Source organism: Erythrobacter sp. JB1-15, assembly GCF_057365035.1.
Map to the genome: position 1 here is coordinate 951,527 of NZ_CP200295.1, position 18,528 is coordinate 970,054.

The following is an 18,528-nucleotide window of genomic DNA, read 5'->3' on the forward strand; positions in this document are numbered from 1 at the left end:
GAGAGGTTATGGAGAGTTTTGATTACATCGTCATTGGCGGTGGCAGTGGCGGCAGCGCGTCCGCAGGCCGTTTGGCCGTGGACGGAACGCGGCGCGTGTGCCTGATCGAGGCAGGCGGGCGCAATGATAACATGATTATCAAAACGCCCGGTTTCATGCCCTTCATTCGCAATTCTTCGAACTACAAATTTGATACGGTCCCGCAAAAGGGGCTGAATGGGCGGATCGGCTATCAACCGCGCGGCAAGGGGCTGGGCGGATCATCCGCGATCAATGCCATGGTTTATATTCGCGGGGCTGCCTGGGATTATGACAATTGGGCCGCGATGGGCTGCGATGGCTGGTCCTATGACGATGTCTTGCCGTATTTCAAAAAGTGCGAAAGCAATGAACGCGGCGCCGATGATTATCACGGCGCAGGCGGGCCGCTGTTCGTCTCTGATCAGGTCTCTCCCAATCCGGTCAGCGATGCTTTCGTCACTGCGACGCAGGAATTGCAGCTGCGATCCAATGAAGATTTCAACGGCGAACGCCAGGACGGGTTTGGCCAATATCAGGTCACCCAGCGCAATGGTGAACGCTGGTCAGCGGCGCGCGGCTATGTCGAACCGATCCGGGATCAAGGCAATTTCGCCGTGCGCACGGGCACTCTGGTTGAACGGCTGATGATTGATAATGGCCGGGTGACAGGCGTTGTCGTGCGCAAAGGCAAACGCACCGAAACATTATATGCCCGGCGCGGGGTGATCCTGTCAGCGGGCGCGTTCAACACGCCGCAAATCCTGATGCTGTCGGGCATTGGCCCTGCGGCGCATTTGAAAGATCACGGCATTGATGTGATGCTGGACAGGCCAGCGGTCGGATCAAACCTGCAAGATCACATCGATTATGTCTCAGCCTGGGAAACGCAAAGCGATGTGCCCATTGGCGGCACGTTAAAAGGCACGATGCGCATGGCGGCTGCCATGGTCGAACATCGCCGCAAACGCACTGGCGCAATGACGACTTGCTACGCCGAAGGAGGGGGCTTCTGGAAAGTGATGCCCGATGCGCCAAGCCCGGATGTGCAATGGCATTTCGTGCCCGCCGTGCTCGAAGATCATGGCCGCGAGCAGGTGAAAGAACATGGCTTTTCGCTGCATGCCTGCGTGCTGCGGCCCGAAAGCCATGGGACCGTGCGGCTGGGATCGGGTGATGCCGCCGATGCGCCGCTGATTGATCCCAACTTCCTTGATGATCCGCGCGATATTGCGGTGCTGCGCGAAGGGGTTCGCTTGTCACACCGGATTGCAGAAGCACCGGCTTTGCAGGCCTTTGGACCCAAGGACCGCCATCCGGTTGATCTGGATGATGACGAGGCGCTCGATCATTTGCTGCGCGAACGATCGGATTCGGTGTATCACCCCGTTGGGACGTGCCGCATGGGCGCGGACGGCGATGCGGTGGTGGATCCTACATTGAAACTGCGCGGGCTTGATGGGCTGTGGATCGCTGATGCAAGTATTATGCCAAAACTGGTAAGCGGCAACACAAACGCGCCAAGTATCATGATAGGCGAACGCTGCGCCGACTTTGTAAAACAATCCGAAAAAGAATTCGCATAAGGGCCTTTCCGCCCTCCTGAGAGCCCCTGAAACGGGGGCTTTGTGAATGTACTTGCGCAACAAAAAGGGGGCCGAAGCGCTGTGCTCCGGCCCATCGTAAGGTGTTTGTTCGCAGGAGGAACAAGGGTAGGCGGGGAAAGGGGAGAGGTTCTTCCCCCGCCAATTCGTTTGCGCTCAGGTTCGAGCGAATTCAGGATAGGCTTCAACACCGATCTCAGCTTTATCGAGACCATTCACTTCGTCCTCCTCGGAAGGACGCACACCGATGGTGTATTTCAAAGCAAGCCACACGACAGCCGAAGCAGGCACCACCCACAAGGCGGTAAGAGCAACACCAACCGCCTGGCTGCCAAGCTGCTCCATCACTGTCAGTGTGTACTCATTGGGCTCACCTTCATTGAAGGTTGTCTGCGTGTGCCAAGCCACGACCAAGGTGCCCCATATCCCTGCGAACAGGTGCACTGGAATGGCGCCGACAACATCGTCAATTTTCAGCTTATCAAGCAGCGGAACGGTGAAGACCACAATGGCCCCGCCAATCGCACCGATGACAATCGAAGCGCCAACAGATGGTGCAAGCGGCTCAGCCGTGATCGAAACGAGGCCAGCCAATGCGCCGTTCAGCGCCATGGTAACGTCAGCCTTTTTGTAAAGCACTTGGGTCAGGATGATCGCAGTCACCACGCCGCCAGCAGCAGCCATATTGGTGTTCACAAAAATCTTGGACACATCGCCAACATCGCCGACACTGCCCATCGCAAGCTGCGATGCGCCGTTGAAGCCAAACCAGCCGAGCCACAGGATGAATGTGCCAAGCGTTGCCAAAGGAATGTTGGTGCCCGGGAACACATTGACTTTGCCATCAGGACCATATCGGCCAATGCGCGAACCAATGATGATCGCGCCGACCAATGCGGCCCAACCGCCTGTTGAGTGGACCAAGGTGGAGCCAGCGAAGTCGCTGAAGCCGTGCACGCTATCAAGGTAGCCGCCGCCCCATTCCCAACTGACCACCACAGGGTAGATCAGGCCGGTCAGGACCGTGACAAAAATGAAGAACGGAACGATCTTCACTCGCTCTGCCACAGTGCCAGAGACGATCGACGCAGTGGTTGCACAAAAGACCATCTGGAAGAACCAGTCAGAAGCGACTGAGTATCCAGCAACTTCGTCGCCGCCCTGAAGGATATCGGCGCCGACGGCTTGCATGGTGTATGATCCAGAGGTGAGCCCCCCGATCAAACCAAGGCTGTCCTCGGCGAATGTCGGATAGGCAATATTGTAACCGCACACCCAGAACATCAATCCTGCAATCGAATACAGGCCGATATTCTTAAGGCATTGTGTGGAAGTGTTCTTGGCACGGACCAGGCCCGCTTCAAGCATGGCAAAACCAGCCGCCATCCACATGACCAGAAAGCCGCCGATCAGGAACAACAGCGTGTTGAGAATGAACCCGGTCCCGCCCGATACCAGTTCGGCGCCTTCGGGGATAACGGGTGCAGCGGCCAGCGCTGGCTGGGCAATGATGCCCGCGCCCAGTGCCACCACTGCACTTTTTATGAGTGAAAATTGCATTGTCTGATCCCCTCTCTACAGCGCTGTTTCGCCGGATTCGCCGGTGCGAATGCGGGTTGCCGATGCGAGATCGAGCACGAATATCTTGCCATCGCCGATGGCTTCGGTGTTGGCGGTTTGCTGGATTGTCTCGACCACTTGCGCGGCGATCTCATCGCTCGCTGCAATCTCAAGCTTCACCTTGGGAAGCATGTTGGTCGAATATTCTGCGCCGCGATAAATCTCGGTCTGGCCTTTTTGACGGCCAAACCCTTTGACTTCGGAAACGGTCATCCCGGCAACGCCGATACTGCCCAAAGCCTCGCGGACCTCGTCAAGCTTAAACGGTTTTATGATGGCGATGATGAACTTCATCTTTGCCCCCTCTTTGCGCGCCGGACGGCCCGGCAGGATCAAGAGAGCAAAAGGCGTGCCATAATTTTGTAATATGGCTGACGCAGCGGAATCAGCGGCTTGCACAGACCCCTTGGAATAGTGCCTGCGCAAATTTTAATCTTTTGCTTACTATTTGGGCAGTTCGGGATGGATTCTTTCGTGGAAAGGTCCAAGACCTTTGCGAACATTCTCTATTCTTCACCCGCAATATAGCGATCCGTCGCGCGCGTCGGCAGGCCATCAATACTGCTGGTGCGCTTCGCCATCTTGGCCTCCCATGCATCGGGCTCAGTCTGGCGGTGTGCTTTTTTGAGCGTTTCGCGTTCGCCCTCAAGGCTCATAAACGGCACACCCCAACCGCACGATGTCTGAATGCTGTCGATGTCGATCACAAATATTTGGCGAGTGCCCGGCATCATTGTGAAATGCTCAGCGAAGCTTTGCCATTCATCGTCTTGCGGCAAAACCGGCCGTCCCTTTCCATAAATGCGCAAGATCAAGGCTGGACGATCAAAGTTGGTGAACATCACAGTTATCCGCCCATCCGCTGTTAGATGCGCGTGTGTTTCATTTCCTGATCCGCCCAGGTCCAGATACCCAACCTGCGTAGGCGAGAGCACACGAAACGCGTCATAGCCTTTGGGACTCAGATTGATCCGCCCATCAGACGCTCCCGTTGCAACGAAGAATACGGGCTGTTTTTCAATCATCGCCACGTGCTTGGGCTCTAACGCATCGAAAAAGTCAGCCATCGTAAGGTCTCCGTCAAGCTCTAGAGGAAATCGCGCAGCACCGCGATAAAGCGATCAAACTGGTCGTGATGCAGCCAGTGCCCCGCTTTCTCGAATTCGATCACTTGTGCGGTGTTGAAATGTTGCAGGCGGCCATCCTTTTCGGGATTGGAAGCCCAGCTATCTGCACCGTAAAGCAACAGCGTTGGGCAAGTGATCGCGCCCCATGTCGCTTCGACAAAATCGTCCGCGACATCTTCCACACCCCAGACATTGAGATGCGGGTCAAATTTCCATGTATAAGTGCCATCTTCGTTGCGATTAACGCCGTGAATGGTCAGATGGCGTGCTTGCTCCGGGGTGAGATATGAATTTTCCTCAATCATCCGGGCAAAAGCGGCCTCAATCGTGTCATATTTGCGAGGGCTTCGCCCGGCGGCTTTGCGCTTTTTCTCAATCCATTCGCGCATGCGTTCAGGATAAGGCGTTTGGCGCTGCTCTGCTTTCCATTCCGGCGATGGGCCCAGCCCTTCGATCGCGACCAGTTTTTCGACCATTTCCGGGAACATGCCAGCATAGCGAAGCGCAACATTGCCGCCCATGGAATGCGACACGATACTGACCGGGCCGCGTCCCAATTGATGAATCAATTGCGCCAGATCATAGATCATGTCGTTGGAATTGTAGTTGCCATCCGACACCCAATCGCTGTCGCCGTGGCCGCGATGATCCATCGCGACAATATGATAATCATCGCGCAAGGCTTCTGCGGTCCAATCCCAATTGCGCGCATGATCGCGCCCGCCATGCACCAAAACCAAAGGCGGTTTTTCAGAATTGCCCCAGTCAAAATAATTGAGCTTGAGCCGCTGCGAAATGAAAGTCTGTGAAGTGGGTCCGGCGATAGTCATGCCCCCGCATTGCCCCGAACTTACGCCCCTCGCAAGCCTAGCGTTCTTTGGTAGCCGAAAAGGTCAGCTCAGGGTTCTTTTCCATCTGGTAGTTCACGTCCCACGGACTTTTGGCCATAAACACCAGATCCCCGTCGCGGTCTTTGGCAAGGTTTGGCCGGTTAAAGCTTTCAAACTCGTCCATCGCTTTGGCATCGCCTTTCAGCCAGCGCGCGGTGGCAAAGGGGGCCGCTTCAAGTGCCGCTTCGACCTTGTATTCGGCTGACAACCGCGAAATGAGCACATCGAGCTGCAATTGGCCGACAACGCCCACAATATGCTGCGCGCCAATTTCGGGATAGAAAACCTGGATCACCCCTTCTTCGGACAGATCATCGAGCGCTTTTCTCAGCTGCTTGGTTTTCGTCGGATCTTTCAACTGCACCCGGCGAAGGATCTCTGGCGCGAAATTGGGCAGGCCAGTAAAGCGCACCTGATCCTTTTCGCTCAAAGTGTCGCCCACTCGTAAAGTGCCATGGTTGGGAATGCCGATAATATCGCCAGCTTCGGCTGTATCGGCAATCTCACGATCTTGAGCAAAGAACAGGATCGGTGAATGGATCGCGATGGGTTTGCCAAGACCCGAAGGCGTCAGCTTCATCCCGCGCTTAAACGTGCCCGAAACCTGCCGCATAAATGCGATCCGGTCGCGGTGATTGGGGTCCATATTAGCCTGGACCTTAAAGATGAAACCAGTGACCTCGTCATGGTCGGGCGCGATCTGATCATCGCCTGCAGATTGCGCGCGCGGCGGCGGTGCATGCTGCGCAATCGCGTCAATCAGATCGGTAACGCCAAAGTTTTTGAGCGCAGAGCCGAAGAACACCGGCGTCAAATCGCCATTGCGATAAGCCTGTGCGTCAAATTCAGGATAGCCGACCTGCGCCAATTCGGCTTCTTCGGCAAAGTCATCAGGGATGACGGGGTTTTCCTCGCGCGTGCCGAGAAATTCCTTGGACGCGCCTTCGGGGCGAGCGACGGTGCCATTGGCAAAGTCCAGAATGCCTTCAAATTGCCCGCCCATGCCAATTGGCCAGTTTTGCGGGCTGACATCCAGCGCAAGCATGTCGGCAACCTCGTCCAGTGTCTCAAACGGATCGCGGCCTTCGCGGTCCACCTTGTTGACAAAGGTGATAATCGGCACACTGCGCAGCCGGCAAACTTCGAACAATTTGCGCGTCTGCGGCTCAATACCCTTGGCCGCATCGATCACCATCACTGCGCTGTCGACGGCTGTCAAAGTGCGGTAGGTGTCCTCAGAGAAATCCTCGTGACCCGGCGTATCGAGCAGGTTGAAAGTGATTTTCTCCCCGTCATACTCCTTTTCAAATGTCATCACACTTGACGTGACAGAGATCCCGCGCTGCTGCTCAATCTTCATCCAGTCAGACCGCGCGCGCCGCGCATCGCCGCGCGCTTTCACCTGGCCGGCCAAATGGATTGCGCCGCCTTGCAAGAGCAGCTTTTCAGTCAGCGTCGTTTTACCCGCATCGGGGTGCGAGATGATGGCAAAAGTGCGGCGGTTTGACATAGGTTTTGCTTAGCAGCGCTTACCCGCGCAGCTGCGCTCCCACTTTGCCGGCAGCTGCAACAATCACATCGGCAATCGCCTTCAATTCCTTGTCCTTAAAGCTCTTCTCGCGCGGTTGCAGTGTCACTTCAATGGCGAGCGATTTCTGACCTTCAGGCACGCCCTCGCCGGTAAACACATCGAAGATGCGCGCAGTAGTGATATTGGCTTTATCGCTGGCGCGCACCGCTTTGAGCAGATCGTCTGCGGCCAAATCCTCAGGCACCAGAAACGCAAAATCGCGGGTCACCGCTTGAAGAGCGGGCGGCGTGAAACTGGGGCGGGCAAAGCTGATCGGGCCTTTCGCCGCTTTCTTTGCAGGCAGCGCATCAAGGAACAATTCAACGGCTGCAACCGGGCCGTCCATATCGAATGCTTTCAAAGTCGCCGGATGAATCATCCCGAACCGGGCCAGCACCTTCTTGGGACCAAGCCTGAGTGTCGCTGACTGGCCGGGATGGAATTGGGGTCCGGCCTCGCCCATGACCAGCAGCTTATCAATCGGAGCTCCGGCTACGCCCAGCAATGCGCGCGCGAGCGATTTGGCATCATAGGCATCGAATGAGGCAGCTTTGCCTGATTGCCAGCCGCGCTGCGTTTTCTCGCCCGCCAGCACCGCGCCCAAGGTCGCGCGTTCATCGCTGGCGCCGCTCTCTCCCTTGAAATAGCGCCGACCGAGCTCAAACAGCCGTGTCGTCTCAGCACCGCGATCCGCATTGCGTTTGGCCGCCATCAGCAAACCGGGAATAAGCGAGGGGCGCATGGTCTTCATGTCTTCGCTGATCGGATTGGCAAGCGACCACAACTGCGCACCTTCTGGCGCGAAGTGCTCCGCCTCAGTCGTGGGGAGGAAGGACCACGTGATTGCCTCGTTAAGCCCAACTCCTGCCGCAGCGCGGCGCACGCGGCGTTCGGTAATCTGCTCCGGCGTCGCTGTCGCACGCGCAACGCCGTCCGCGCGGGGCAAAGCCACACTTTTCACATTGCCTAGACCGTGAATGCGCACGATCTCTTCAACCAGATCGGCAGGCCCTTCAATGTCATGGCGGCGCAGCGGACACGTGACTTGCCAATCCGCATCCACAGTAAAGTCAAGGCTTTCAAGGATGCGTTTCTGCTCTTGGTCTGGCACCTCGACGCCGCCCAACTTGGCTGTCAGTCCGGTGTCAAACGCAACCACTTTGGGCTCAGCCGGAGGGGAGCCTGCGCGCACCACCTCACTCGCGCTGCCGCCTGCCAGTTCCACAATCAGCCCGGTGAGAAGGTCCAGCCCGTCATCCAGAAACGCCGGATCAACCCCGCGTTCAAACCGCGTGCGTGCATCTGAGGCCAGTCCCAGCTTACGGCCCGTCACCCCAATGCGAGGTGGGTCGAAATAGGCAATCTCCAGCAGAATATCGCGCGTATCATCCTGAACGCTCGAATGTGCGCCGCCCATGATGCCTGCAATGTCGTGGACTTCGCTCTCGTCTGCGATCACCACCATGCTTTCATCAAGCGTATAGGTCTTGTCGTTGAGCGCCGCCACCTGCTCGCCGGACTTGGCCCGCCGAGCGACAATTGCGCCTTGCAGCTTTGCCAGATCATAGACATGCGCCGGGCGGCCAAAGGCCAGCATCAGGTAATTCGTGAGATCCACCAGCAGCGAGATCGGACGCTGGCCTGCACTTTTCAGCCGCTGTTGCAGCCAATCGGGCGAGGGGCCGTTGGTGACCCCTTTGATAACCCGGCCATAGAATGCGGGGCAGCCCTCAGCATCGTCTGTGCGGATTTCAACCGAGCAAGCGCCCGATGCACCGAATTTGGGAAACGCGATCGGCTTTAGTGTGCCCAAACCTGCAGCAGCGAGATCGCGCGCGATCCCATAAACGCCCATGCAATCGGGGCGGTTCGGCGTGATCGCAACGTCAATGACCGGCGATGAGCCTTGATAATCGGCAAAGCTGTGACCGGTGCTCGCATCACCGGGCAATTCGATGATGCCATCGTGATCCTCACCCAAATCAAGCTCGCGCGCAGAGCACATCATGCCGGTGCTCTCAACGCCGCGAATGGCCGCTTTGCGCAGCTCCATACCGTTGGATGGCACCACTGCACCGGGTAGGCCCAACACGCCTTTCATGCCAGCGCGCGCGTTGGGCGCGCCGCACACGACTTGCAGAAGATCACCCTCGCCAGTGTCGACTTTCAAGACTTGCAGCTTGTCCGCATCGGGATGCTTTTCAGCGCTTATGACATGCGCGACTTTGAAGCCCTTGAGCAGTTCGGCAGGGTCTTCAATCCCCTCAACTTCAAGCCCGATGGCATTCAACCCATCAGCGATCTCTTGCAGGCTTGCGCCTGTTTCGAGGTGATCTTTGAGCCATGTGACCGAGAACTTCATGGCCGCACTCCCACGCCGCCTGACAAGGTGGGCTGTTCAACCGAAGCAAAGCCATAATGCGACAGCCAGCGCGGATCACCATCGAAGAATGCGCGCAAGTCGTTCATGCCATATTTGAGCATCGCGATCCGGTCGATCCCAAGGCCAAAGGCGAACCCCTGATATTGGTCTGGATCAAACCCTGCAAATTCCAGCACACGCCGGTTCACCATGCCGCTGCCGCCCAGTTCCATCCAGTCATAGCCCGGCTCATCACCGTGCCCGCCAACCACGCGGCGGTCGCCTTCATTGGAATAGCCCACATCAACTTCGACCGAAGGTTCGGTGAACGGGAAGTAGGATGGGCGCAGGCGCAGTGTGATGTCTTCGCGTTCGAAGAAGGCTTTGAAGAAGGTCTCAAGCGTCCATTTGAGGTGCCCCAGATGGATATCACGGTCGATCACCAAACCTTCGACTTGATGGAACATCGGGGTATGCGTTGCATCGCTGTCGCTGCGATAGACCCGGCCTGGCGCGATGATGCGGATGGGTGCGCCGCCTTTGTGGCTAGCGCTCAGCGCCTTCATCGAGCGGATCTGCACAGGGCTGGTATGGGTCCGCAGCAGCATCGCGCGTTCTTGTTGGCTTACCGCTTCGCTACTTGAAGCCCCTTCAGCGGCCTTATCCGGGAAGTAGAACGTATCATGCATCGCGCGCGCGGGATGGCTCTCATCCATATTGAGCGCGGTGAAGTTGTGCCAGTCATCCTCAATCTCAGGCCCTGTCGCCACGGCAAAGCCCAAATCCGCAAAGATCTCCGCCAGTTCATCCATCACCTGACTGACAGGATGGATCGAGCCGCGCGGCAAGGGTTGTGCGGGCAAGGTGAGGTCAATCGTCTCTGCTGCCAATTGCGCTTCTAACGCGGCGGCTTCTAGTTGCGCTTTCTTCGCCTCTATCGCATCAGCCACGTCGGCGCGCACGGCCTGAATGGCGGGCGCAGCCTCTGCGCGTTCCTCTGGTGACATCTGGCCCAGCGTCTTGAGCATCAGGCTGATCCAGCCTTTCTTGCCCAAAGCTTCCAGCCGGGCCGCTTCCAAAGCCTCCAGCGTTTCAGCCCCGGCTATCGCTCCAAGGCTTGCGTCTTTCTGTGTCGTCAGGTCAGTCATTATGAGCGCCCGCTAGCGCTATTTGGCCCTCCATGCAAAGCCTTTGCCCCGCCCTGCGGCTGCGATCAGCCCTTCGGCGGGTCGAGCGTCTGCGCGGCTGAGCCCCAAACCCGCGCTCGCGCTTCGACAAACGCGGCGAGGATTGGGTGATCGAGGCTCGCATATTCGCTTGGGTTCATTGTCATGAACTCCCGAAATTCGCGCGTGAACTGCGCTTGATCGTGATAGTGTTCATCCATTGCCTCAGTCCAATGCGAACCCTGATGCAGCATGAATGTTGTCAGACTTCGCATAAAGCGCTGACGCCGCATCAACAGCTTGGGCGTGAACCCAAAGTAGCGGCGGCACACCCGCTCCAGCGTTCGCACGCTCATCCCGCTTGCATCGGCCAGCTCGCCCACTGTTGCTAGATCCGCATCGACAAGCGCGGTGTGCACTCGCAGGATCTTGGGCTCATCACGGCTGGGCCGCATCAGCCTGCCCATTTGCTCCACGATATGCGCAAACTGCACCTCTTCATCGGCGGTTTCATCGCACAGCACGTCCGACATGCAGTCGAACTTGGCAAAGGCCGGATCAGCAGAGCCATCACGAACCTGGTTCACCCGGTCGCTGGCATCCACATCCATGAACCGCGCCCAGCCCAGCGGCAGCAAACCGATGCCCCACATCCGCGATGTGCCAAGCTCAAACCGGCACGGCAGCGCGCTTGGTCCGGTCGCGCTGAACCGGGGGCCTTCGACGCGCGAGCTACCAATCTCAGCCAAAGGTCTGCCGCCTGCGAAGAAGCGGATATTGGCCCATTCGGGTTGCAGATAGTCCTCGACCCGCGTGCCTTCATCCGCATCAAGCGCCAATTGGTAGAACGATGTGAAACACCCATCAAACTGCGCCGGCGGAGCGTAGAACCGGCTGCGCACGCTGGGGCGATGCTCTCCGGTCGCCGCCTGCGCATCCGCTGCGCTTCCCCTGTTACTGTCCTGACCCATTGGTCCAGTTTGCGCGGTGTGGCGCGATTCTACAAGTTTTGCGGCGTATTCTTACAAGCCCGCCCGGTCCCTGCGATTGCCAAACACAAAAGGGGCGGCCTTTTTGCAAGACCGCCCCATTGTTGTCCCGCACCCTGACGAATGCAGCAATAACCGCTCGCCAAGGGTGTAGGAAAGCGTTTTGAGCCTTACGCGGGAAGCGCGGCTTTCGCTTGTGCGATGATGGTTTTGAACGCCGCTTCCTCGTTCATGGCAAGATCGGCCATGACTTTGCGATCCAGCTCAATCCCGGCCAGTTTCACGCCATGCATGAACTGCGAATAGGTCAGGCCTTCGGCGCGAACAGCCGCGTTGATGCGCTGAATCCACAGCGCGCGAAAGCTGCGCTTTTTGGCTTTGCGATCGCGGTATGCGTATTGGCCTGCCTTTTCGACGGCTTGGCGCGCGATGCGGATGGTGTTCTTGCGGCGACCGCGATAGCCTTTGGCTTGATCGAGGATCCGCTTATGTTTGGCGCGAGTGGTAACTCCGCGTTTGATGCGTGGCATGTCTGTATATCCTTGTGTCTTGTCTGGTGTGCCAAGCCGTCCGCTCCCTCCGCCCTTCTACCCGGATTTTCAACCGGAGTATGGTCCGGGTTGAAGGGTGGAGGGCGCGGGAGGCTGCGGCAGGCGGCGCTAGCCGTCCCTCTTAGTCAAGCCCGTAGGGCGCCCATTTCTTGATGGTTTTCGTGTCGGCATCGGACACGACCGTGGTGCCACGGTTTTGGCGGATATACTTCGCATTGTGGCTGATGAGCCGGTGACGCTTACCCGCGACGCCGTGCTTGATCTTGCCGGTTGCGGTGATTTTGAAGCGTTTCTTCACACCGCTTTTGGTCTTAAGCTTGGGCATTTTCATCTCCTAGATAGAGACACGTCAAACCGGCCCTGGCAGCCCTTGTAGCCAGGCCGATCGCTTGATTCGTGTCGTTGAAGCCGCCGCTCTTAGGGGCGCAGGCCCCTGTAGGCAAGCGATTTGACGGAGCCGCTAAGCCTGCAATGCACCCGATCGCCACAGATGGCCCGCGCCGTTCAGGTTTCCGCCTCGAAGTCTGAAGCATGGACCGCATGTTACACGGTCCTGGCGAAGAAAAGCGCTGGGGGCAGCGACACGGTGCTGTGCATCCATCATGCAGCGATTGTTGCGAAAATAGCGTAGAAAGGTGGGCGCAAGACATACCTTTGTTCATGCCATTTCCATCGCCTGTAGGAAAACGCTCCCTGCCTGCTGAAATCCTCGCATCCTTCCAGATTATTCGATGGCCCGCTCCTTCACCAATTTCAGGGGCACAGGCAGCGCACCGCTTTTCAGGGCGATTGCAAGGCTGTTGGCCTCCGCATGAGTAAAGCCGCCCGACAGCTGCAATTGGCCGCCGGTAATCGGTTCGACTATCATGGGAGCAGAAATGATCTCTCCATCTAAAATCATCGCCATCGGACTGCCCACATTGTCGCGCGTCAACTGCGCCAGTTTCAAAGCGCCAGCATTATCAAGACCGATTAAGACAACGGGCTGGCCCGAGGCCTCATCAATCTCTACCTTTGCATCAATAATGTTGCGGCCTCGCAATCCTCCAAGGCGGTACACCGCCATCGGAGGGCCATCGCGTGAAGGAAAAATCGCGCGGCCGGGTTGCACGATGCCCTTCTCGATATCCTGCCAAGAAGCGGATTGATCGACCAATTGAAAGGTCATTTCCCCTTTCATGCCGATAACCGATTGCACCGCCTCAGACGCATCAGGGCCGGATACATCAAGCACAAGCCGTCCACCGGATGTCAGGTCGATATTATGAAGTGTAACCGGCGAACCAGCACCAAGCCTGGCCGCAATCACTTTGCGCGTTGCTTCGGCCAGTGCATCACGGTCGGCGTTTTCGGGAATAGCCTCACCATCCACTTCATAGACAATTTGATGCGTGGGTTTTGAAAGCCCTGCGGCTTCACTGCATGCTGCAAGGCCTATTGCTGCGATAATGCTCCAGAACCAATTAGCGCGTCTTTGTACCGTTCGGCTCATTGAATATGCCCCCTTTTATTGCCAAGCCTGTTTCCCGGTGAATTCTCAGGCGATTTAAAGATTGCATAGCGCTGGGCGCGTACTGGAACAGCGGCGGGCGATTGCGATGGTTCAGCACCCGCCCCCCGGTTAGCCCCCCGGTGTGCCCATCGCCTCAAGCACATCATCGAGCCGCGCCGGATCGCCGAGGGCAATCACCCTGCCGCCTTCGGCATCGGCGCTGCCCGCATCCAGCGGATTGCCTTGCCAATCGCTCATCACTCCGCCTGCTCCTTCGACGACGGGGACAAGCGCTGCGTAATCGTGCAGTTTCAGGCCCGCCTCGCATACGATGTCGATATGGCCGCTGGCGAGCAGGCCGTAATTGTAGCAATCCCCGCCATAGATAATCGGTGCCTGCGGGCGATTTCCGCCAATCGCCGCGGCCAGTTTCATATAAGCATCGGCATCGTCAGCGCTGAAATAATGCGGGCTGCTGGTCGCCAGTGTAGCCTCGGTAAAAGGCCGCCCTGTGCGCGTGGTGACAGGATTGCCGTTAAATGTGGTGCCCACACCGATCTGGCCTGCCCAGCGTTCGCTCGCAATCGGCTGGTCAATCACGCCCAAAAGCGGCCAGCCATCCTGACACAGCGCGATCAATGTCCCGAATATCGGGCGGCCCGCCATAAAGCTGACTGTGCCATCAATCGGATCAAGCACCCATTGCCGCCCGGCGGCTTCATTGCGGGTGCCGTATTCCTCACCAATAATCCCGTCATCGGGGCAGTGCTTCTCAATTAAGGAACGCATGGCGGCCTCTGCCGCGCGGTCAGCCTCTGTCACGGGAGAGGCATCGGCTTTGCGGTGCCCTTCCCAATCCCCCTGAACAAGGGGCGGATAGCCTGGCCAGCGGCATCGGCAAGTTTGTGCGCAAAAGCGAGATCGGTGTCAGTCATAAAAGCCAGCCTGTAACGATCCGCGCTGCTTTTGCGAAGCTAACTGTGCGTTTATGCTTTGCAACGGAGAAACAGCCATCGTGACAGCCCGTAAGATCATCACCGCTTTTGCGCTTGTTGGCGCATCAACTGGCCTGTTGCCCTCAGCCCACCCGTTGGCCCACGCACTGGCCCACACACGGGCTCAGCCTCCGCAGGATCAATTGATCCGCGATCAATTGGGCGCGCGTGATTGTCCGGCTGGCTGCGACAATCGGGCGGGCAATGAACAGGCAAGTGATGCGGCCGCAAACCGGCTGTTTAATCGCGGACTCAAGCAATTGCAGGCCATGGACTATGATAAGGCAGGCCGAACCTTTGCAAAAGCTGTCAGCCGCTCGCCCGATAACGGGGTGTTTCATTATATGGCCGGGTCTGCCTTTTTCCTCGCAGGTGATCACGATAAAGCGCGCGGTTTCCTGACGCGGTCCATTGCACTGGGCAGTCAGGACGAGGCGCAGACCGCGACCCTTATCACCACCGAACAGCGCCGGATTGCCACGCAGATGATCGCGGAAATCAGATAGATTGCCAGTCTTGGTCATGTGCAGTTGACCGATCCCCAAGATTTATTCGAGCGCTTTGATAGAAATCTCGCTGTTATTGCTTCGATCACGATGATTTACGTCTGCCTGTGACGCAAATCATGCAGTCTTTGTCTCCAACATGTGTTAAGCATAAATCGTCTGGATAAAGACGGGTCAGTATTAGATCAGGCATTGGGGGACATGAAGAACACGAAAGAGGGGGTCGAGTCGCGCTCAGGTACGACGCGTTCCGGCATGCCCCTGTCCCTCAATCGCGCGCCGGCGCCCGATCTCGATCCCTGGATCGCGCGCATTGTCGTGGCAAAAGTCGACGCTCCGGCAGAGTTTGAGGTTGATTGCGGGATTTGCAACGACCTGGCGTTCCAGCGTGTGCTGCTAGATGGTGAATGGCTGGCCCAAACCAAAGAGGGACCAGTGCATTTGGGCCGCGAAGCGGTGCTGCTCGGTCCGCATTCGCGTCATATGAAAGTCCTTTGCAAAGGTGCGATGTCGACCGTTAACATCGCATTCCGGCCCGGAGCCAAGCGGCGTTTGTTTGGCGTTACAGCGGCGGAATTGGTCGACCGGATCGTGCGCAAGGACTACTTTGGCTTTGTCGGCGATGATGGCGCTCCGATTTTCGCAATCAATGGTGAGCCGGTGGAATGGGCGCGTCAATTGGAAGAACGCGTGCGCGAATACATCAGCAAGCACGATCCCCAGCCGCCCGATCCGATCAGCGCAGCGTTTGAACTTGCCAGCTTTGCTGATCCCAATATCGCGCCGGGCGAATTTGCCGAAGCCAATGATATCAGCCTGCGCCAATTGGAGCGCGTGGTACGGCGCGATTTTGGCCTCACGCCCAAAACGGTGCTACGCCGGGCGCGCGCGCTCGATCTGGCCGCACAGATGCTGGGGCTTTCGGATGAAGCGGAGGAAGAAGAATTTCTGCTGCGCTATTTCGACCAGTCGCATCTGATCAGAGAATTCCAGGCTTTTTTCGGGACAACCCCGCACGCTTTCCGATCAAAAGAGCGGTTGCTGCTTACGATCAATCTGGAGACCCGCGCCGCCCGGCGGCTGGAAGAACTGAAACGATTGGCACCAGGTGGGAAACGCCCCTGGCAGAAGTGAGACTGCGGGGTGGGGCGCGGCTAGATACTTCGCCGGGTGATTTGTTTGAGCCTCACGACGCTGACGCCGCCCCACCTCCCCGCCCGTCCACCATATCCTATGGAACCCTTGGCGGACGAACGTTTTGTCTGTGTTCGCTGGCGCTCACGCCGGGCCACCCCACCTCCCCGCCCGTCCACCATATCCTATGGAACCTTTGGTGGACGGGCGTTTTGTCTGTGTTCGCTGGCGCTCACGCCGAGCCACCCCACCTCCCCGCCCGTCCACCATATCCTATGGAACCTTTGGTGGACGGGCGGGGAGGTGGGTGGCCCGGCCAAGGTCAGGACGGATGTCCTGACCGCACCCGACGAAAACACCCGGCCAAGGTCAGGACAGACGTGCAATCCGCACCCAACAAAATCGCCTCATCTGTTGCGTTTTCATGACGCTGGGCTAGGCGATCCATAAAGCTGTTTGGTGAGGGGATTCGCAACCATGAAAATCATGTCCGGCAATTCAAACCTGCCCCTGGCGCGCGCAATCGCCGCCTATCTCGAAATCCCATTGACCGATGCCAGCGTCCGCCGGTTTGCCGATGAGGAAATCTTCGTCGAAATCCACGAAAATGTCCGCGGCGAAGATGTGTTTCTGGTCCAGCCGACCAGTTTTCCGGCCAATGACAATCTGATGGAATTGCTCATTTGCATCGATGCGCTGCGCCGCGCCTCGGCCAAACGGATCACCGCTGTTGTTCCCTATTTCGGCTATGCGCGTCAGGATAGAAAGCCCGGCCCGCGCACGCCTATCTCGGCAAAGCTGGTGGCGAACCTTATCACCGAGGCTGGCGCTGACCGGGTGCTGGCGGTTGATCTGCATGCGGGGCAAATTCAGGGCTTTTTCGATATCCCAACCGATAACCTGTATGGCGCGCCCGTCATGGCAGCGGACATTCAGGCGCGTTATGGCGATCAGGATTTGATGGTCGTCAGCCCCGATGTCGGCGGCGTGGTGCGCGCGCGGGCTTTAGCCAAACGGCTCGACAATGCCCCGCTCGCCATCGTTGACAAACGCCGCGATCGCCCGGGCGAAAGCGAGGTCATGAACATTATCGGTGATGTGTCAGGCCGCCACTGCGTGCTGATTGATGACATCATCGATTCCGGCGGCACCTTGTGCAATGCGGCCGATGCGCTGCTGGAAAGCGGCGCAAAATCGGTCGCCGCCTATATCACGCACGGCGTGCTGTCAGGCGGAGCGGTGGCGCGGATCGACGGCTCGCAATTGAAAGAGCTGGTCATCTCCGATTCCATCCGCCCGACAGAGGCAGCGGAACAATCAGGCAAAATCCGCATCATGACCATCGCCCCGCTGGTGGGCGAGGCGATCCGGCGGATTGCCGATGAAAGCTCAGTCAGCTCACTGTTTGATTGAGGGGTCGTAAATCTTCGACCCAGCCGAAATTCGCGAAACGCTGATCGGGGCAGCGCGCGCTCGCAATGCGCTTACCTATTCGCAAATGCTGAACCTACTGGGATACAGCTTTACCCGGCCCAAAATGCGCAGCCTGTGTGCGGCGATGGACCGGATTGATGAAGCGGGGCGATTGGCAGGGGAGCCGGGTTTGGCGGTTCTGGTGGTGCGGCAATCGGATGGATTGCCCGGGCAGGGGTGGTTTGTCAGCCGATCTCATCTGGCAGATGATTTGCCCGGCGAATGGCCAATGGACTGGGAAGGAACCGAGGCGCGGGCCTATGTCGCGCTGCATCAGCAATTGGCGTTTGAATATTGGGGTGGGCGCTGAAGCCCTGACCCTTCAATCCTCATACGCAAAGCTGATCTGGTCCGCATCCTCGACCAGCACCCAGGGCTGATAATACCCTTTTTCAAATTCGCCGCGCTTGTTGCTGCTGCGCGATCGCAGGCCGAAACTTGCATCGATCCATTGCAGGCGGATGTCGCCTTCCACCACGATCCGGCGTTTGTGCAAAGCCTGCATCATGGTGAACATGTTCACATCCTTGATGCCGCGCCCGCGGCACCCTTCGACCGTAATCTCGCCCTTGACCAGAGTGCCCCCGCAAATGCGCGCGCGGCGCAGCAGATTGCGCAGAACGCGCGCCTCAAACGCGATGGTGAGCGTGCCAAATTCGGCATAATCGGGATGCGAGCTGACAAAGAACAATTCGCCCAGATTGCCAAACAGGCTTTGCCCGCCTCCGCTTACATCAAGCAGAAACCGCCCGGCGCGCGGCTGGTCCGCGCCTGCGGTGAAAGCAAGCGCGACCGCTTCTGAGGGCGTAAGACACCCTTCCTCGCAATCGATCAAGTTGGCTTTGGCAGCAGTGAGCGCGGGATCGCGTTCACCCAGCAGAGCAAGCTGTTGGAGCACTTGCGCATCGGGTTGGCGAGCAGCCTCTTCGGCAGAGGCAGGCAGGGCTGTCGCAAGAAGGAAAAGGGCGGTTGATATGCGCAAAGGAGTCTGCCCTGAAGTCAAACGAGACGGCCACTAACACGCACCCAGA

Annotated in this window: 17 protein-coding genes and 1 pseudogene; 5 read left to right on the plus strand and 13 right to left on the minus strand. The window is 58.0% G+C overall.

What is annotated here, in order from left to right; translation table 11 throughout:
• Positions 1-8 precede the first annotated feature (8 nt).
• On the plus strand, positions 9-1,604 hold the full coding sequence (locus tag AC0V6L_RS04530; RefSeq protein WP_486153193.1) for a GMC family oxidoreductase: 1,596 nt from the start codon (positions 9-11) through the stop codon (positions 1,602-1,604).
• 174 nt (positions 1,605-1,778) lie between these two features.
• Here AC0V6L_RS04530 and amt read toward each other — a convergent pair whose 3' ends face one another.
• From amt to AC0V6L_RS04590, 12 genes and pseudogenes are all read right to left on the minus strand, one after another.
• The gene (gene amt / locus AC0V6L_RS04535) at positions 1,779-3,182 is read right to left on the minus strand and encodes an ammonium transporter (RefSeq protein WP_486153194.1); all 1,404 of its coding nucleotides are present in this window, start codon (positions 3,180-3,182) and stop codon (positions 1,779-1,781) included.
• A gap of 15 nt (positions 3,183-3,197) precedes the next feature.
• Entirely contained in the window at positions 3,198-3,536 is a 339-nt protein-coding gene (locus AC0V6L_RS04540) for a P-II family nitrogen regulator (protein WP_486148600.1), read from the minus strand.
• 212 nt (positions 3,537-3,748) lie between these two features.
• A complete protein-coding gene (locus AC0V6L_RS04545; protein WP_486153195.1) occupies positions 3,749-4,309 on the minus strand; it encodes a pyridoxamine 5'-phosphate oxidase family protein in 561 nt (186 codons plus the stop codon).
• A gap of 20 nt (positions 4,310-4,329) precedes the next feature.
• Complete coding sequence (locus tag AC0V6L_RS04550) at positions 4,330-5,199, minus strand: alpha/beta fold hydrolase (RefSeq protein WP_486153196.1); 870 nt, start codon at positions 5,197-5,199, stop codon at positions 4,330-4,332.
• Positions 5,200-5,236: 37 nt separating this feature from the next.
• Complete coding sequence (locus AC0V6L_RS04555; protein WP_486153197.1) at positions 5,237-6,769, minus strand: peptide chain release factor 3; 1,533 nt, start codon at positions 6,767-6,769, stop codon at positions 5,237-5,239.
• Between the two features lie 19 nt (positions 6,770-6,788).
• Positions 6,789-9,191: a phenylalanine--tRNA ligase subunit beta gene (gene pheT / locus AC0V6L_RS04560; protein WP_486153198.1), complete on the minus strand. Its 2,403-nt coding sequence runs from the start codon at positions 9,189-9,191 to the stop codon at positions 6,789-6,791.
• On the minus strand, positions 9,188-10,339 hold the full coding sequence (gene pheS / locus AC0V6L_RS04565; protein ID WP_486153199.1) for a phenylalanine--tRNA ligase subunit alpha: 1,152 nt from the start codon (positions 10,337-10,339) through the stop codon (positions 9,188-9,190). Before pheS ends, pheT begins: the two co-directional genes overlap by 4 nt.
• Before the next feature lie 65 nt (positions 10,340-10,404).
• Entirely contained in the window at positions 10,405-11,328 is a 924-nt protein-coding gene (locus tag AC0V6L_RS04570) for a helix-turn-helix domain-containing protein (RefSeq protein ID WP_486153200.1), read from the minus strand.
• Between the two features lie 188 nt (positions 11,329-11,516).
• A complete protein-coding gene (gene rplT / locus AC0V6L_RS04575) occupies positions 11,517-11,876 on the minus strand; it encodes a 50S ribosomal protein L20 (protein WP_486148614.1) in 360 nt (119 codons plus the stop codon).
• A gap of 142 nt (positions 11,877-12,018) precedes the next feature.
• On the minus strand, positions 12,019-12,222 hold the full coding sequence (gene rpmI / locus AC0V6L_RS04580; RefSeq protein WP_486148616.1) for a 50S ribosomal protein L35: 204 nt from the start codon (positions 12,220-12,222) through the stop codon (positions 12,019-12,021).
• Positions 12,223-12,621: 399 nt separating this feature from the next.
• On the minus strand, positions 12,622-13,389 hold the full coding sequence (locus AC0V6L_RS04585; RefSeq protein ID WP_486153201.1) for a preprotein translocase subunit SecD: 768 nt from the start codon (positions 13,387-13,389) through the stop codon (positions 12,622-12,624).
• A gap of 129 nt (positions 13,390-13,518) precedes the next feature.
• Positions 13,519-14,324: pseudogene (locus AC0V6L_RS04590) on the minus strand (inositol monophosphatase family protein).
• Between the two features lie 80 nt (positions 14,325-14,404).
• Here AC0V6L_RS04590 and AC0V6L_RS04595 point away from each other — a divergent pair.
• The 4 genes from AC0V6L_RS04595 to AC0V6L_RS04610 all read left to right on the plus strand — a co-directional run bounded on the left by AC0V6L_RS04595 (position 14,405) and on the right by AC0V6L_RS04610 (position 17,807).
• Positions 14,405-14,890: a tetratricopeptide repeat protein gene (locus tag AC0V6L_RS04595; RefSeq protein ID WP_486153202.1), complete on the plus strand. Its 486-nt coding sequence runs from the start codon at positions 14,405-14,407 to the stop codon at positions 14,888-14,890.
• A 255-nt stretch (positions 14,891-15,145) separates the two neighbouring features.
• Positions 15,146-16,024, plus strand: coding sequence for a helix-turn-helix domain-containing protein (locus AC0V6L_RS04600; protein WP_486153203.1), 879 nt, complete (start codon positions 15,146-15,148; stop codon positions 16,022-16,024).
• A gap of 477 nt (positions 16,025-16,501) precedes the next feature.
• A complete protein-coding gene (locus tag AC0V6L_RS04605) occupies positions 16,502-17,437 on the plus strand; it encodes a ribose-phosphate pyrophosphokinase (protein WP_486148624.1) in 936 nt (311 codons plus the stop codon).
• An 85-nt stretch (positions 17,438-17,522) separates the two neighbouring features.
• Positions 17,523-17,807: a ribose-phosphate pyrophosphokinase gene (locus AC0V6L_RS04610; RefSeq protein ID WP_486153204.1), complete on the plus strand. Its 285-nt coding sequence runs from the start codon at positions 17,523-17,525 to the stop codon at positions 17,805-17,807.
• A 12-nt stretch (positions 17,808-17,819) separates the two neighbouring features.
• On the opposite strand, the gene AC0V6L_RS04615 is transcribed toward AC0V6L_RS04610, so the two are convergent.
• Positions 17,820-18,479 (minus strand): hypothetical protein, encoded by a 660-nt coding sequence (locus tag AC0V6L_RS04615; protein ID WP_486153205.1) that lies wholly within the window; start codon positions 18,477-18,479, stop codon positions 17,820-17,822.
• Positions 18,480-18,528: the final 49 nt, after the last annotated feature.